The sequence below is a fragment of the Sodalinema gerasimenkoae IPPAS B-353 genome (assembly GCF_009846485.1).
Lineage (GTDB): Bacteria > Cyanobacteriota > Cyanobacteriia > Cyanobacteriales > Geitlerinemataceae > Sodalinema > Sodalinema gerasimenkoae.
The window spans coordinates 19546-34970 of record NZ_ML776472.1 but is presented as its reverse complement, the minus strand read 5'-3'; the positions used below and the strand labels follow the sequence as shown (position 1 = coordinate 34970).

Below are 15425 nucleotides of genomic sequence, written 5' to 3'. Positions count from 1 at the left end.
GTATTATCGGGAGGGATTCCCTGATTCTAATGGCCGGATTCAAAGAGCATTTATGGTGCAAGAGTCTCAAGACAGACAATTTCAGGATGTGCAGCCAACATCGCCCTCGACGGGTTCTCCGGGTTCTGAGACTTTGGATGAGGTGCAACAGGTGGTGCGGGAGGTGGCCCAGGGCTGTCAGGGGAATCCAGAAGCATTGCTTGATCTCTTGCGGCTACTCGAATCCCTCCACCGCGAGATTTGTGAGCAAGAGTTTCGCCCCGCTTTGCCGGATACTCGCCGGGCTTTGTACTCATTTCTGCGGGAAATTGAGTCGGAAGGGGGCTGGCCCTATATTCCTCGGATGCGGCTGAAAACCCTGTTGGCTCATCTCGAAGCCCAACCATCGGACTCGTCAGGTCCGTCTCGGGGCTAACCTTTGGGAAGATCGGCTAAAACTAAATGGGTGACGGTTCGGGCTTTTTCGTCGAGTCGTTCCCAGTCCACGTCTCCCTCGTCAATGAGGCTGGTGTCGATGTCGACTTCACAAGCTTGTTCGGGGCTTTCGGTGGGGATATAATCTCGGAAACAGACGCGGTAGCAGAGTTCCCAGATGTCGAGAGTTTTTTGACGATCGCCCAGTTCGAGCAGCAGTTGATAGCCGGGAACCGGAACCTGGGTTTCTTGGTAGGTGGCTTTCCAGGAGGTTTGTTCGAGACGTTTGCGGATGTTATCCACGACGCGGATTAATGCCGGTTGCATTAACAGTTGTGCCTGTTGCCATGCGAGTTCGCTCTTGAATTTCGGTTTCATGGTTGATTGGGGCCCATCGGGGCGCGATCGCCTTGGGGCAGATTTTACCGCAAACCCCCAAAGAGATGCGCGATCGCCTCTCTCTGGGGATTGTTATGGCTAGGGAAACTCAGTCCTGACGAGAAGCAGCCTTAATGGGCTGATCCGTTGCCATGATAGTTATCGGAGTCGTAAAAGCCGTTACGAGTGCCGAAAAACAGACACAACACCACGAACACGGGGGTGAGTGCGAGTAGGGCAGTTTTGATATCCATAGAATCCCTCCTGGGTAACTGATCTCGATTGCCAAACTTACTGTATCTCGTCTGGGAAATTCTGGTGGCTTGGCCCCATCCCATGGGGCGATCGCACCCTCATGGGGTAAACTGATAGCGAGCCAATACACTCAGCACTAGGACTTTAGGAATGATTTCGCTGACCCCAGAATTGCTTGCACTCGCCTTGTATCTCGGTTTAGCCGGAACCTATCTACTCGTGGTTCCCCTGGGAATCTATTTTTATCTCCAGAACCGTTGGTATGTGGCCGGCTCAATCGAACGGTTTATCATGTACTTCTTTGTCTTCATGTTCTTCCCGGGCATGATTATCTGGGGGCTGTTCCTCAACTTCCGTCCCCAAAAGCGTGAACTCAATCTTTAATCCCCCTGTGACGCCTTTAGGCTTCACTCCCCATCAAGCTGAACAATCTGACGAACCCTATGCGACGAATTGATGCACTTGCGATCGGGTTTGGTGTCTTTATTGCCGGAGGTGCCGCCTATCTGGTTCTGCAACAGGTGGGGCTGGATTCAGCCTCGGCGGGAATCTGGAGTCAGGTGCTTCTCATTTCGGGCTTGATTGGCTGGGTGGCGACCTATTTGTTTCGCTTCGCTACCAGCAATATGACTTATCACCAACAGCTTCGGGACTATACCCAGTCGGTGATTGAGAAACGCTGGGAAACCATGACTCCTGAAGAACGCGATCACCTCCTAGCCGATCTCGATGAGTTGGAGTTGTCCCCAGAGACATCCTCCCCAGAGACATCCTCCCCAAAATCTTCTTCTGATCCTTGTTGAATAATTCCATGAAATCGGTTTCTGAGTCGTTTGCAAGCCTACGTCAAGCGGGGCAATGTGCCTTAATTCCCTTCATTACTGCCGGAGATCCGGATTTAAAAACAACGGCTGAGGCCCTACGGGTTCTCGATCGCAGTGGTGCGGATATCATCGAGTTGGGGGTTCCCTATTCTGATCCCCTCGCCGATGGCCCCGCCATTCAAGCGGCGGCGACACGGGCCTTAAAACAAGGTGTCCGACTCGACGATGTCTTGGATGTGGTGCGTAAGGTTGGCCCGGAGATTTCCGCCCCGATTGTTCTGTTTACCTATTACAACCCGATTCTCCATCGGGGCATCGAAGCCTTCCTCAAATCCATTGCTGAAGCGGGGGTGAAGGGGTTAGTGGTTCCTGATTTACCCTTAGAAGAGTCTCAGTTTTTGATGGATTGTGCCGAGGCGGTTGGGGTAGAAGTGGTGTTGCTGGTGGCCCCCACTAGCCCCAAAGAACGGATTATGGCGATCGCCCAAAAGTCCCAAGGGTTCATCTATCTGGTGAGCGTGACGGGCGTTACCGGAACGCGCACCCAAGTCAGCGATCGCGTTAAGGAGTTGATTCCCCAACTGCGGGCTGTCACCGACAAACCCATCGGCGTCGGCTTCGGCATCTCGGAACCAGAACACGCCCGCCAAATGAAAGACTGGGGGGCAGATGCGGCCATTTGTGGCAGTGCCTTCGTCAAGCGTCTCAGTCAAGGGACGGCAGCAGAAGGGTTAGCACAGATAGAGCAGTTTTGTCAAGAGTTGAAGCAGGCGATTTCGTAAGAAGAAGGCAAGAGGCAGTAGGCAGTAGGCAGTAGGGAGGCTTCTCCCTCTGTGTCCTCTGTGACTCCGTGGTTCCCCTCTTGCCTCTTGCCTATTTATTAGGACTACCCCGTTGTAGAGTTCCAACAATGGCGGGCTTGCCGTAGAAACGAGTCAGATTACCCTCTAGGATAAGGGGGATACTGTCGCCATGTTTGCCGCGTCCCTTACAGGGCCCGCTAAAACTGCGAATTTCTCGATTGAGACAGCGTTTAATATCCTGGAGAAGGCGATCGCCACTATCGGCACAGATTAACTCAAACATTGAATCCAGAGTCACCAAATCCTCAAGCCGGTAGTCAAACATATGGGCGAAGCGAGGGTTTGCATAGAGGAACTTCCCGTCCCCGGTGATAATATAAACCCCCGTTTCCGTCAGTTCTGTGTTTACCATGTCTGGGGAGGGTGATGGACTCCCTCCTGAAGACTCAGAAGACGGATCAGAAATGGGAACCGACTCACTCGAACCGATCGCGTGCAAGTCATTGACTTCCGTGAGTTCAATTTTTTGTTGCACATTATCCAACACTAGCCCCACCACAGAGGCCACAACATCCATATAGCGCAAAATCGCCAGGTGACTAAAATGGGCCACATTCGGGTGCATCAGCGTCACCACCGCACAGACATGCTTGGCTTTGAAAATGGGGATACAAAGCACCGATCGCACCTGATAGGGTTGATAGGCTAACGTCACCCACCGTTCATCGGCCTCTGTGTCATCAATGATGCCTAAACGGCGGCGTTTCATTACCCATCCCGCTAACCCTTGATCTAAAACTTGTCCGATGAGGTTGCGTTTGAGTTCTCGCATCGTCGCGCCCCGTGCCAGAATACTTTCAATCACCACTCCCTCGTTATTGAGCAGAAAGACACTGCCCTCCTCGGCCGCCGTCAAACGGCTAAAAACTTGGACGATCTCTAGTAGAATCGACTTGAGCATCAACTGCCCCCGCGCCGCCCGTTGCGTGGCATAGGCACTGGAGATTAGTTCTTCTTGAGCGGCGATCGCCCGTCGTAGGGCTTTAAGGTGTTGAGCTGCAACGGGACGATCAGAATTGGGGGACACGGATTTTTGGGAATTAGGGCGATCTGGCATATCCAACCTCATTGTGACACCTGATGTGGTTTAATTATCCCTTGTGATCTGACCGACTGTGGGGGTTGGGGGTTCATAATTAGCAGGTTACACGAGCCGTCGTACAATAGAAAGGTTGTAATTACGTTAAATGGCGGATGTCGATCGCACGATATACTTTGCCCGAAATGGGCGACCTTTGGACAGATCGGTATAAATACCAAACTTGGCTGCAAGTTGAAATTGCCGTTTGTGAGGCGCAAGCGGAACTTGGCTATATCCCCACTGAAGCGGTGGAGGAGATCAAAGCCAAAGCCGACTTTGAGCCAGAGCGCATTTTAGAAATTGAAGCCGAAGTCCGTCATGACGTAATTGCCTTTCTTACCAACGTCAATGAATATGTCGGTGATGCGGGGCGCTATATCCACCTGGGGATGACCAGTTCCGATATGCTGGATACGGCTCTGGCGTTGCAGTTGGTGGCCAGTACCAATGTCTTGTTGCAGCGACTCGAAGATACGATCCAGGCTATCCGCTATCAGGCGCAACAACACCGCCATACGGTAATGGTGGGCCGTTCCCACGGGATTCACGCTGAACCGATTACCTTTGGCTTTAAGTTAGCCGGTTGGTTGGCGGAAATGCTGCGTCATCGCGATCGCCTGGTGGCAGTGCGTCAAGCGGTGGCGGTGGGTAAAATCTCCGGCGCGGTGGGGACTTATGCGAATTTAGACCCTCGTATTGAGGCCTTAGCCTGTCAGAAACTGGGGTTAGAACCGGATATGGCCTCCACTCAGGTCATTTCCCGCGATCGCCATGCAGAATTTGTACAGGCGTTGGCCCTTGTTGCCGCCTCTCTAGAACGATTCTCCGTGGAGATTCGCAACCTACAACGCACGGATGTTTTAGAAGTGGAGGAATACTTCTCCAAAGGCCAAAAAGGCTCTTCAGCCATGCCTCATAAACGCAATCCCATCCGTTCTGAACGGCTGTCAGGGTTAGCGCGGGTGATTCGGGGAAATGCCGTCGCCGCCTTGGAAAATGTCGCTCTCTGGCATGAGCGGGATATTTCCCATAGTTCCGTCGAACGCATGATTCTGCCAGACTCCTGCACTGTGTTACATTTCATGCTCCATGAAACCACGGAGTTAGTGAAGCATCTACTGGTGTATCCCGAGAATATGCTACGCAACATGAACCTCTATGGCGGAGTGATTTTCAGCCAGCGAGTGTTATTAACCCTGGTGGGGAAAGGCTTGAGTCGGGAAGATGCCTATGCGATCGTCCAGTCTTGCGCTCACAGTGCTTGGAATCAACCCAATGGGGATTTTCGCAAGTTAATTAGTCAAGATCCTCGGGTAGCGCAACATCTCACCCCAGACGAGGTGGATGAGTGTTTCGATCCTCAATATCATCTGCGCAATCTCGATCAAGTCTATCAACGCTTGAACATCTAGGGAATGCCGGAAATCAGCCGTTGGTAGTTCATCTAGACACCCGGTTTCTCCCAGAAACCGAGTGTCTCAATCCCAGCAGCTATGATTGAGCCTTATGCTGCAAGACATTGTCGCTGTTGAACCTCTTGAGAACTACCAACTTCGGATTCATTTTGAAGATGGTGTTCAGGGAATTGTACAGGTACGCCAGTTAATTGACTTTACAGGCGTGTTCGCTCCCCTTCAAGATCCCAATTACTTTGCAACAGTGAAGGTGAATCCCGACTGGGGAACAGTCTATTGGGAAAATGGGGCAGATTTAGATCCCGATGTCCTTTATCATCTTCTGACGAATCAACCCCTGGAACTGCCAACAATGACATCGAGTCAAGGATTTTTCAACCCACTAATACCTGTTAAGAGGGTGCATCTCAGTTAGGCAAGTTTGAACCCACCCCGCGCTATCGCGCACCCCTCCCAGGAGGGGAAATATTTGAAAAATCCCCTCCTGGGAGGGGCAGGGGTGGGTTATCTGAAGTGATCGCAAAAGTGAGATGCACCCTGTTAAGACGCCAGAGCACTCGAAAAAAACAGGTGTCTCAACCCCGGAAACTAATGACAATCAATGGTAGCCTATTTATGAGTCATGGTTCTCACCCCATCCCAGTCTGGCGGCGGTTCATGACGTAGATATTCTCGCGATGTTTCTAGGAGAATTTGCGAAGGTCTGTCATTGGGACGAAGCTTTAATGCCGCCTCAAAACAGGCGATCGCCTGCTCGAAATTGCGCTCCAAATAGTCTTCTCGCCCCACTTTATATAAAAGTAAAAACTTCGTGGTTTCTCGGTTTAAATCATTACTTTTAACGTCAATCAGCTCATAGATACTACTGGCGGTTTTCTTGCCTTTGACGCGAATCTTATCAATTTCTCGAACCCAAATGCGATCAGCACAGAGATTATAGGTATATTCGCTAATAATAATGTCGCAGCCATATTCCTTAGTTAGACTTTCTAGGCGAGCACTTAAATTCACACCATCGCCGATTACTGTATAATCCATGCGTTTTTGAGACCCGATATTTCCCGATACCACTTCCCCGGAACTAACACCAATCCCAATCTGGATTTTAGGCTGATTTTTGATAATTCGCTGCTGATTAAACTCCGCCAAACGGCGACGCATATCTAACGCAGAACGAATCGCCATCCAAGCATGATTTTCCGTCAAGGGAAGGGGGGCCCCAAACACTGCCATTAAGGCATCACCAATAAACTTATCGAGGGTTCCTTCAAAATTAAACACCGCCTCAACCATCGTCTCAAAGTATTGATTGAGAAGCGTCACCACCTCCGACGCATCAAAGTTTTCGGTCATGGTGGTATAGCCGCGAATATCTGAGAAGAGAATGGTGACATCTTTGCGTTCTCCCACCATTAACGCATCTTCCCCCAATGCCATCACCTGTTCGGCTACATTAGGAGTCATATAACGATACATCGCCGTTTTCATGCGTTTCTCACGGCTAATATCCTCTAAAACGACTAACCCTCCGCGTACCCCTCCTTCTGGATTCGTTAGGGGAGTGACGGTTAAATTAATGCTTCGTTCGACGGAGGAGACTTTATCTTTAGGAAGGCGAGTTGGATGTTTGATATGCTTTAAGGTCGTACCATACCAAATTCGATAGGTTTCAGGTTCTTCAGTTTCTAGAGTGGCGAGTAAATAAAGGGGAAATTCAATTTGGTCAATATCCTTTTCTAGGGTCTCAATATCCGGTTCAATAGCAGTTTCATCCAGGATATTCTCTTCGGAAACCGTATAAATTCCTAAAACAACACTCTGTTCAGGGACATAATGGCGAGCAGCATGGGATAAACTATCTTCAAGACGGAACTTTAAACTTTCAATGGGGATGGCTTCCCAAACAAAACAGCCGATTAAACTCTCCTCCCATACCTGTTGATGATATTTCCCGGACTCCGATTTAATGGGACAACCCAGCAGTTCTAATGCGGCTTCATTGATGGTGACAATCTTACCCTGCATATCCGTCGAGATGACTGCATCAGATAGGCTTTGAAGGATATCTTTTTGATATTGCTTTTCAACGTTAACATCTTGGAACAGTTTGGCATTTTCTAGGGCAATTCCTGCCTGAATGTTAAAGGCCTCCATGAAAAATTCATCGGCTTGAGTAAAGCTGCCCTGATGTTTGTTGATGAGTTGGGTGACGCCAATCAGGTCACCTTCGGAGTTGAAGACGGGCATACAGAGGATATTGCGGGTGATGTAGCCAGTTTTTTTGTCGGTGGAGGGGTCGAAACGGGGGTCTTCGTAGGCATCGGAAATATTGAGAGGTTTGCCGGTAGACGCAACATAGCCCGCGATTCCTTTGTTGCTGGGAATACGGATTTCCATCATGGTTTTACCGTCAGCTTTGGCAATTTTAGTCCAAAGTTCTCGACTATCTTCGGCTAATAAAAACAGAGTACTTCGGTCGGCTTTGAGCAATTGCCGAGCCTGATCCATGACGGTTTTTAGGGTTGTTTCTAAATCGAGACTTTGTCCGAGAGAGGTCGTGGCATTGAGTAAAGCAGAAACTCCTCGCTGGTTTTGGGCCGCTCGATAGAAGGATTGGCAACTTTCGAGGATGATGCCAATGGTGTCGGAGAAGTTTTCAAAGGTGCTTAAATCTTCTTCAGAAAACTTTTGCTGTTCTTGTTGGTTAAGTAACTGAACAACGGCCATCACTTGACCCTTGTTCTTACTACTAAAAATTGGCGCACAGAGCAAGTTATAGGCGCGATCGCCGGAAAATTCATCCACTTCTTTGTTAAACAGAGGATGCTCTTGAGGCGTGGCGACGGTAACTCCTTGTCCAGTGCTGGCCACTTGTCCGAGAATCCCCACATTGGAGGGGAGACGGAGTTCCTTGGATGTGCCATCCGCGAGGGTCACTTTTGACCAAAGCTGCTGGCGATCGCCATCGAGGAGAAAAATTGTGGTGCGTTCAGCTTTTAAGATTTGTCCAATCTTGAGGGTGAAGGCATCGAGAAGTTCCTCTAGGATGGTTTCTAGAGTGCTGTCGTTGAGAAATTCGATCGCCCGAGTATACTGCTGAAATTCTGCGGTGATGAAATCCAGCAACGTAATGAATTGATGGGCTTCTAAGCCTTCAACACGGCGGGCCAACCCTCCAACTCCATCTCCTTGAATGAGTGTAGTCAAAATATTGCCCGCATTCGGGAAATTCATGATGGCGATCGCCTAGCTCAAGGTGAAATTTAACGGCAGCTTTACACAGATTAACCTCATTCTAATCGAGATGTCGGCCAGGTCCCACCAGAATGTCCGGATTGCCTGCCTAGAGATCTGTTTACCGTCGCTGCTGAATCTCCAACCACCGCCCTAGCAACAGACTCCCTCCCACACAACTGACGACAATCACCACCCCCATCCAAGGAGAGGGACGATCGCGTGGTTCCTCCGAACTCCCCCCCACATACCGAGGATGACTCAACAGCAAAAAGGCGGCGATCGCCGCGAGCAGTAAACTCGCCCAAATCCCTAATCCCCACGCCACTAGACGCCAGGGAATCCTCCTGTTTGGGGGGGATTGGGTTGGGGAAGACCGGGGGGCCGCCATCTGTTGCCAACGTTGGACTTGTCGCTCTTGTTCAGGACTGAGTTGCCCCAGGGAGTCTCGCTTGGGAGGGTTGGGAGGTGGTGAACTCACAAAGAACAAGCCCAGGAAATTGCCTAACTATGAATGCGAGGTTCAGGGTGCAAGGTGGCTAAAATCTCCGACTCCACCTGAGCCAGTTCTCTGAGACGGCTGTTGACGACATCTCGGGGAAACTCGTGGGTGGCTAAAATCCAGAAGATACCATAGTGACGGGCTTCCGATGCCATTAAGCTGCGGTAGAACTCCGCTAAGGGAGGCTCCGGCAGATGAGTCGCGAGCAAGCCTAACCGTTCATGCGATCGCGCCTCAATCAACCCCGATACCAATAATAAGTCTAGTTTACGCTCCGGTTCATTGTGGCGCAATTGCCGCTTGAGCTCGGAGGCATAGGGAGGCGCATTCAACGGAGCCAACGGAATCCCCCGTTCCTGTAAAATGTCATTCACTTGCCGAAAATGGTCCAGTTCCTCCTCTGCCAACCGCGTCAGTTCCCGCAATAGCGGCCCATCCGAAGGATAGCGACACATTAAATTCAGAGCATTGGCCGCCGCCTTGCGTTCACAATGGGAGTGATCCAGGAGTATTGTATCCAGATGGGCGATCGCCTGCTCAATCCAGGCATCCGAGGTGGGTTGCTCAAGGAACTTAATACTCGGTAGTCTCGTAGTATCAGCGAATCTCGTATCAGACTGTTGCGGAGCAAAAATCATGGCCTTGGGACAATTGGTGAATGGACAATGGACCAGTCAGCGTCAGCAAGACGACGAACAGGGGCGATTTCTCCGTCCCCCCACTCGCTTTCGCCACTGGATTACTCAGGATGGAAAACAGGGCTTTACTCCCGAGGCAGGACGGTATCATCTCTATGTGAGTTATGCCTGTCCCTGGGCCCATCGCACGTTGATTATGCGGGCATTAAAGGGGTTAGAGCAAGCTATTAGTCTGTCTGTGGTCGATCCTTACATGGGAGAAGACGGTTGGTTCTTCTCACAGGCCCCCGGCTGTCTCCCCGATACCGTCAATGGAACTGTCTATGTTCGAGATCTCTATCTCAAGGTCGATCCTCAGATGACGGGCCGGGTCACAGTTCCTATTTTATGGGATAAACAGCAGCAGACCATCGTCAACAACGAATCCCGTGAGATTATTCGGATGCTCGATCAGGGGTTTTTCCCGGATGATGGCGATCGCAATTTCTGCCCCCCGGAACTTCACGAGCGCATTGATCAGACCATTGACGCGATCTACCAGCCCATTAATAATGGCGTGTATCGGGCAGGATTTGCCACCACTCAACGGGCCTACGAGGAAGCCGTCGACGAGCTGTTCGCGGCGTTGGATGATTGGGAGTTGGTTTTGCAGGAACAGGACTATCTCTGTGGCGATCGCCTCACGGAAGCCGACATTTGCCTATTTACCACTCTAATTCGCTTTGATGCCGTCTACTACGGTCATTTTAAATGCAACCGCCGCCATATTTGGGACTATCCCCAACTCTGGGCCTACGTCAAACGGATCTATCATCATCCTGGCATCAAAGACACCTGCAATTTTGAGCATATCAAGGCTCATTACTATCGCAGTCATGAGGGTATCAATCCCACCGGCATCGTTCCCGTGGGCCCTGAACTGCCCTTATCGATATGACGTTCATCAAGTTCATTAATAATCCGCAACAACGCATCCATGACGCGTAACCCGTCCAGGGACAGCATCTATTGGCGGCAACTCTTGGCAACTGTCGTCATCCTGCATTACCTCAGCCCAACTCCGAGCTTGTCACAACTTCGCCCAGATAACAGCCTACCGGACAACTCCCGCCTAGTTCCCGAGGGCAATCAGATTCGCATTGAGGGGGGAACGGTGCGAGGAGATAATCTCTTCCATAGTTTCCAAGAGTTTTCCATTCCCGAATCTCTTGAGGTTCACATTAACAACGCCTCCACCATTGAAACGATTATTACCCGCGTCACAGGGTCGAACCTCTCTCAACTCGATGGACAACTCAGTGCCAACGGAACCGCCAATCTCATCCTCATCAACCCCAATGGCATTCACTTTGGCGAAACCGCTCAGTTGTCCATCGGCGGGGCCTTTCTCGCCACCACCGCTGAACAGATCCAGTTTTCCGATGGCAGCGTTTGGGGAACCTCCGCCGCCCAAGATGCTCCCCTATTAAGCCTATCGGTTCCCATTGGCCTTCAGTTTGGCGAAACCCCTGGGCCAATTGTCAATCGCTCTGGGGTGAGGGGGTTAGAGGCCGCTCAACTGAGCCTGTTGGGGGGAGGGGTGCAGGTGACGGGTGCTCTCGGCTTTGCTCAGCCCAAGGGACAGGTGCGTTCGCCCCACGCCTTGGAATTGGGCAGTTTTGGCCCGGGAACTTTGGTGAATCTCGATGGCCAAGGACGGGTGGCAGACGTTGCGGCGACCTCTTTGGGAACGATTGAGTTAACTCAGGGAGCATCTCTGGAGGGAGGGGAGATTCGCCTACTGGGCGATCGCCTGGAGATGACCGATGGGGCGCAGATTCTCTCTCAACCCCTCTTAGAACCTTTCTCAGGGGGAACCGGGGCGACGATTGCTATCGAGATGCAGACTCGGGTTGACTTAGAAGGGGGGTCTCGCATCATCTCCCTGAATGGTCCTGATGTGCGGATTCAGACGCAACAGTTCAACCTTAGAGATAACGCCGCCGTGGTCAGTCAAGTCCGTGACGGCGGACAAGGAGGCAATATGATCCTTGAGGCCAGCGAAGGAATCACCCTAACTGGCAGCGGTTTTGAGGGGTTCAATCAGTATTTAGCTGCCATGGCCGGGGATCTCCTGCAACCGGGAGAGGTCATAACTGGGATCTTTTCCCAGGCCGTTTCGGGTACTGCTGGGGATATTCACCTGATGACCGATGTCCATCTTAACCTCCAGCAAGGCTCAATCATCAATCAGGCGGTGTTTGAGTCAGCCCAAGGGGGACAGCTCACCTTTGATGTTAGGGGAACCCTAGATGTGCATGAATCTGGTATTTTAAGCCTCACGCTTCCCAATAGTCGGGGGTCAGCCGCTGATATCCGCGTCAACACCAACCGGTTCAGCCTCCGTGACGGTGGGGTCTTAGCAGGGGCCACCTTTGGCGATGGAGATAGCGGTCAGATCACCATTGAGGCCCAGGAGAGGGTTGACCTGATGAACACTCGTGCCGAGGCCTTCATTCCCACAGGGATTTTCAGCAACTCCCTCTTGGGAACTGGGACCGCCGGTGATATTGATTTGGTCACGACTCATCTGAGGGGAGCAGCGGGTGGCACGATTGCCTCTAACAGTGGCGGTTTTTTGGCTAACCAACTGGTGAGAGAAGGGGGTCGGGGGGGCAACATCACCATTGAAGCTAGAGAATCCGTTGAACTGACTGGATTATCCGAGGATGGAAGCTTCGGCAGTGGCATTAGTGCCGCCACCTTTGGCCGCTTTCCCTCTGGGAATGTGACCCTCTACACCCCCCGTTTAATTCTTCAAGATGGAGCCGGGTTATCCACAGAAACCTTCGGGCCGGCGGATGGAGGACGCTTAAGAGTCACGGCCAACGAGATCTATTTATTGGGCCAAGCCCCCATCTTTGGCTCAACAAGCGGACTCACCTCAACCTCAGGACGCCCAGATCCCCAAGGTATTCGCCCAGACACCACGGGAGCTGCTGGGGATATTCAGGTCTGGAGCGATCGCATTGTCCTGCGTGATGAGGCCCTCTTTGATGTTCGTAGTTTCGGACAGGGGCCCGCCGGGAACTTAGAGGTAACGGCTCGTGAGATTGTGTTAGATAGCAGGAGTGCGTTTAATGCCCAGACGGCATCAGGGCCGGGGGGCAATATCCAGGTGCGATCGCAGCATTTACAACTACGCAACGGCAGTAGCATCAATACCGATGCCGGAACCGCTGACGGGGGCAATATCAGTCTCACCACGGGGACCCTGGTGGGATTGGAAAACAGTAATATCACCGCCAATGCTCTCGAAGGTCGCGGCGGACAGGTTCGCATTAATGCAGAGGGCATTTTCGGTCTTCAATTTCGGGACTCGCCAACAGACCGAAGTGATATCACCGCCAGTTCCCTCCTCGGCCCAGAGTTTAGTGGCGACGTCAGCATCAACAGTCCGGATCTGAACTTTTCCGCTGCCTTGATGTCTCTACCCGACCCCTTAACCAACTTAGTCATGGTATCCAATTGCAGTACGGGGGAGAGTCGCTTTATCATCACGGGCCAGAGAGGATTACCCCAAGCTCCCTGGACACCCGCCACAGAGTTGTCCGTTTGGGAAGATATCCAGGCCTTGCCCGACCCCTCCACGGAACTGCCCCAGCCGGGGACTCCAAGCCCACAACCCCGACTCGTCGAAGCACAGGCCTTACAATTTGATGACCAAGGAACGCCCAGGCTCGTGGGCGAGCGAATCCCTCAGTAGAGTTTCCCGATGCCAACCAACCGTTGGCGTGAAGGGCTATAACAGATGCAAAATGGGCGGTACTGGGATCGAACCAGTGACATCCTGCTTGTAAGGCAGGCGCTCTACCGCTGAGCTAACCGCCCCTAGGTGGGGATGTTGCGAAGTTGACCACTTACAGGCATCATCTGAGCAACGGTTTAGTATCATATCAGACTTTGGGGTCAACCGATCCCCATGGGAAAAGTTTTTTTAACTAAACCCCCAAAAGTAAACAATCTAAAATAAGTATTCTATGACCCAAACTCCTGTATGTAAAAGTTTTCAACCAAAACCAAGTCACTACAAATAAGACAAAAAGAGATGCGATCGCCCCACGTGCCATCCCCTACTCTTCCTCTGTGTCCTCTGTGACTCCGTGGTTCTCTTGCCTCTTGCCTCTTGCCTCTTGCCTACTGCCTTCTCCCCCTGTTCCCTGTTCCCCGTTCCCTTCTATGACCATCTTTGAATCCATCCTCCTGGGAATCATCCAAGGCATTTTTATGTTTTTCCCAGTCAGTTCCACCAGTCACCTGGTGTTAACCCAACATTGGCTAATTCAGCGGGGGTCGAGTTTACCCCCACCCGAAAGTGCGGAAATGATTTTTTTCGATTTAATCGTCCATGTGGGGACTCTGATTTCCATTGCGGTGGTGTTTCGCCGTAGTCTCAGCCGTTTTCTGGGTCAGGTGTGGCAGGATCTGCGTCAATTGCTGTCCGATTGGCGATCGGGCCAGGGTAATATCAAGGGGTTAACTCCCTTACTGGTTCCCACAGAAAAACGAGAGGGCGATCGCCTCTATCTGCGTCTGGCCATTCTCGGCTTGCTGTCGGTGTTCGTCACCGGATTAATTGGCTTTCCGATGCGATCGCTGTTTAAGGAAGTCTTTGCCCATCCCCTAGCGATTTCCGTCACCCTAACTATTACCGGCATTCTCCTCTGGTACACCGATCGCAAGTTACGCCAACCGCGAGGCTTACGACAAATCACCCCCTGGGTTGCTATGGTCATCGGTATTGGCCAAGGACTGGCCCTGATGCCCGGCCTCAGCCGCAGTGGGATGACCATTTCCTTTGCCTTATTTGTGGGCTTAAAGCGACAATGGGCCGCTGAATATAGCTTTTTTATTGCCTTCCCCACCATTCTCGGGGCAACGGCGTTACAACTGATTGAGGTCATACAGGCGGACTCGCTGACCATCGAGTTTCTGCCTATGTTTATCGGCTTCCTCGTGGCGGCTGGCGTGGGGATTGTCGCCTTACAAATTGTTCTCAATTTTCTCTATAAAGCCCGATTTCGCTATTTCTCCTATTATCTCTGGGTCTTAGCGATTATCGTGGCTTGGGGGGCGATCGGAGGACGTTTTACCGTCGTTTAATACCAATTCTCGTAGGGGCGAACCCTTGCGGTCGGTGAGCGATAGCCGAACTGTGGTCGCCCTCTCAGTGTCAGTTTTGGCGATCCAATATTCTGATAGCTTGGGCAACACCTATAGCAATCGAAGATTGACTTAGGACTCTGAGTTGGGAAAGACTTCCCCACCTATTGCCTATTGCCTATTGCCTTCTTTTCCCCAGTTTTTTTGTCTTATTCAGACCAATTTTTGCTATACCAAAACAACAACGACACCCAGACCAGTCGGACGAGTGATTTCCCCTTGTCTGTTGAGACTCTCTGGAGGCACAGCTAAAGCCATCTCTTGAAGATGATTGTGCTGCGTTGCTCCCAGTCAGTTAAGTGGAGGAAGTTTCAGTCGCTTGGGCGGGTGTCGTTGCGTTTTGGAGTTGGACAGATGTTAGAGTTAACAGCGTGTTTACCTCGTTTGCTAATGTGGACTGCGCTGTGCTTATCTGCCGTGAAGCCTTCTTCCGGCTTCTGATTACTACTATAGGGAAGCTGCCTAGGAAGTGCAAGCTTATTTAATGAAACGTTACAGTTAAAATTGAAACTAAATTTTACTCTGACTCCTGACTTTTTATTGAGTAAAAATACTTCTAAAAACAACACCTAGCCTCACGAATTCGGCAATTTCACCTTAGTTTTCCCAGCTCCGTTCT

General features: G+C 51.3%; 15 protein-coding genes and 1 tRNA gene. 9 read left to right on the top strand and 7 right to left on the bottom strand.

Annotation, left to right across the window (positions count from 1 at the left end; translation table 11 throughout):
• Positions 1 to 52: 52 nt before the first annotated feature.
• The gene (locus L855_RS00150) at positions 53 to 415 is read left to right on the top strand and encodes a hypothetical protein (protein WP_246198657.1); all 363 of its coding nucleotides are present in this window, start codon (positions 53 to 55) and stop codon (positions 413 to 415) included.
• On the opposite strand, the gene L855_RS00145 is transcribed toward L855_RS00150, so the two are convergent.
• The gene (locus L855_RS00145) at positions 412 to 792 is read right to left on the bottom strand and encodes a hypothetical protein (protein ID WP_159783039.1); all 381 of its coding nucleotides are present in this window, start codon (positions 790 to 792) and stop codon (positions 412 to 414) included. The two genes, L855_RS00150 and L855_RS00145, sit on opposite strands and share 4 nt — an antisense overlap.
• A 131-nt stretch (positions 793 to 923) precedes the next feature.
• Entirely contained in the window at positions 924 to 1046 is a 123-nt protein-coding gene (locus L855_RS22100) for a hypothetical protein (protein WP_258719047.1), read from the bottom strand.
• Between the two features lie 151 nt (positions 1047 to 1197).
• On the opposite strand from L855_RS22100, the gene ndhL reads away from it, so the two are divergent.
• From ndhL to trpA, 3 genes are read left to right on the top strand one after another with little or no spacing between them, the layout of a single operon-like run.
• Positions 1198 to 1431: an NAD(P)H-quinone oxidoreductase subunit L gene (ndhL, locus tag L855_RS00140; RefSeq protein WP_159783037.1), complete on the top strand. Its 234-nt coding sequence runs from the start codon at positions 1198 to 1200 to the stop codon at positions 1429 to 1431.
• A gap of 59 nt (positions 1432 to 1490) precedes the next feature.
• Positions 1491 to 1850, top strand: a complete 360-nt coding sequence (locus L855_RS00135; protein ID WP_159783035.1) for a DUF3007 family protein — start codon at positions 1491 to 1493, stop codon at positions 1848 to 1850.
• An 8-nt stretch (positions 1851 to 1858) separates the two neighbouring features.
• A complete protein-coding gene (gene trpA, locus L855_RS00130) occupies positions 1859 to 2653 on the top strand; it encodes a tryptophan synthase subunit alpha (protein ID WP_159783033.1) in 795 nt (264 codons plus the stop codon).
• A gap of 91 nt (positions 2654 to 2744) precedes the next feature.
• On the opposite strand, the gene L855_RS00125 is transcribed toward trpA, so the two are convergent.
• Positions 2745 to 3791 (bottom strand): GAF domain-containing protein, encoded by a 1047-nt coding sequence (locus L855_RS00125; RefSeq protein ID WP_159783031.1) that lies wholly within the window; start codon positions 3789 to 3791, stop codon positions 2745 to 2747.
• Positions 3792 to 3928: 137 nt separating this feature from the next.
• Between L855_RS00125 and purB the strand changes: the two genes are divergently transcribed.
• Entirely contained in the window at positions 3929 to 5227 is a 1299-nt protein-coding gene (gene purB, locus L855_RS00120; protein WP_159783029.1) for an adenylosuccinate lyase, read from the top strand.
• Between the two features lie 94 nt (positions 5228 to 5321).
• Positions 5322 to 5645 carry a DUF2442 domain-containing protein gene (locus tag L855_RS00115; protein WP_159783027.1) on the top strand — a complete coding sequence of 108 codons (324 nt, stop codon included), beginning with the start codon at positions 5322 to 5324 and terminating at the stop codon, positions 5643 to 5645.
• 194 nt (positions 5646 to 5839) lie between these two features.
• Here the strand turns inward: L855_RS00115 and L855_RS00110 are convergent, their stop codons facing one another.
• The 3 genes from L855_RS00110 to L855_RS00100 form a co-directional block, all read right to left on the bottom strand.
• Positions 5840 to 8464, bottom strand: a complete 2625-nt coding sequence (locus L855_RS00110; RefSeq protein ID WP_159783025.1) for a GAF domain-containing protein — start codon at positions 8462 to 8464, stop codon at positions 5840 to 5842.
• 121 nt (positions 8465 to 8585) lie between these two features.
• A complete protein-coding gene (locus L855_RS00105; protein WP_159783023.1) occupies positions 8586 to 8945 on the bottom strand; it encodes a hypothetical protein in 360 nt (119 codons plus the stop codon).
• A 23-nt stretch (positions 8946 to 8968) separates the two neighbouring features.
• Positions 8969 to 9604, bottom strand: a complete 636-nt coding sequence (locus tag L855_RS00100; protein WP_159783021.1) for a MiaE family protein — start codon at positions 9602 to 9604, stop codon at positions 8969 to 8971.
• Here L855_RS00100 and L855_RS00095 point away from each other — a divergent pair.
• Together L855_RS00095 and L855_RS00090 are read left to right on the top strand one after the other, a co-directional pair.
• Positions 9603 to 10541, top strand: coding sequence for a glutathione S-transferase family protein (locus tag L855_RS00095; protein ID WP_159783020.1), 939 nt, complete (start codon positions 9603 to 9605; stop codon positions 10539 to 10541). The genes L855_RS00100 and L855_RS00095 overlap by 2 nt on opposite strands.
• Positions 10542 to 10580: 39 nt before the next feature.
• Positions 10581 to 13349 carry a filamentous hemagglutinin N-terminal domain-containing protein gene (locus L855_RS00090; protein ID WP_159783018.1) on the top strand — a complete coding sequence of 923 codons (2769 nt, stop codon included), beginning with the start codon at positions 10581 to 10583 and terminating at the stop codon, positions 13347 to 13349.
• Positions 13350 to 13402: 53 nt separating this feature from the next.
• Here L855_RS00090 and L855_RS00085 read toward each other — a convergent pair.
• A tRNA-Val gene (locus L855_RS00085) sits at positions 13403 to 13474 on the bottom strand.
• A 348-nt stretch (positions 13475 to 13822) separates the two neighbouring features.
• On the opposite strand from L855_RS00085, the gene L855_RS00080 reads away from it, so the two are divergent.
• Entirely contained in the window at positions 13823 to 14746 is a 924-nt protein-coding gene (locus L855_RS00080) for an undecaprenyl-diphosphate phosphatase (protein WP_159783016.1), read from the top strand.
• Positions 14747 to 15425 lie beyond the last annotated feature (679 nt).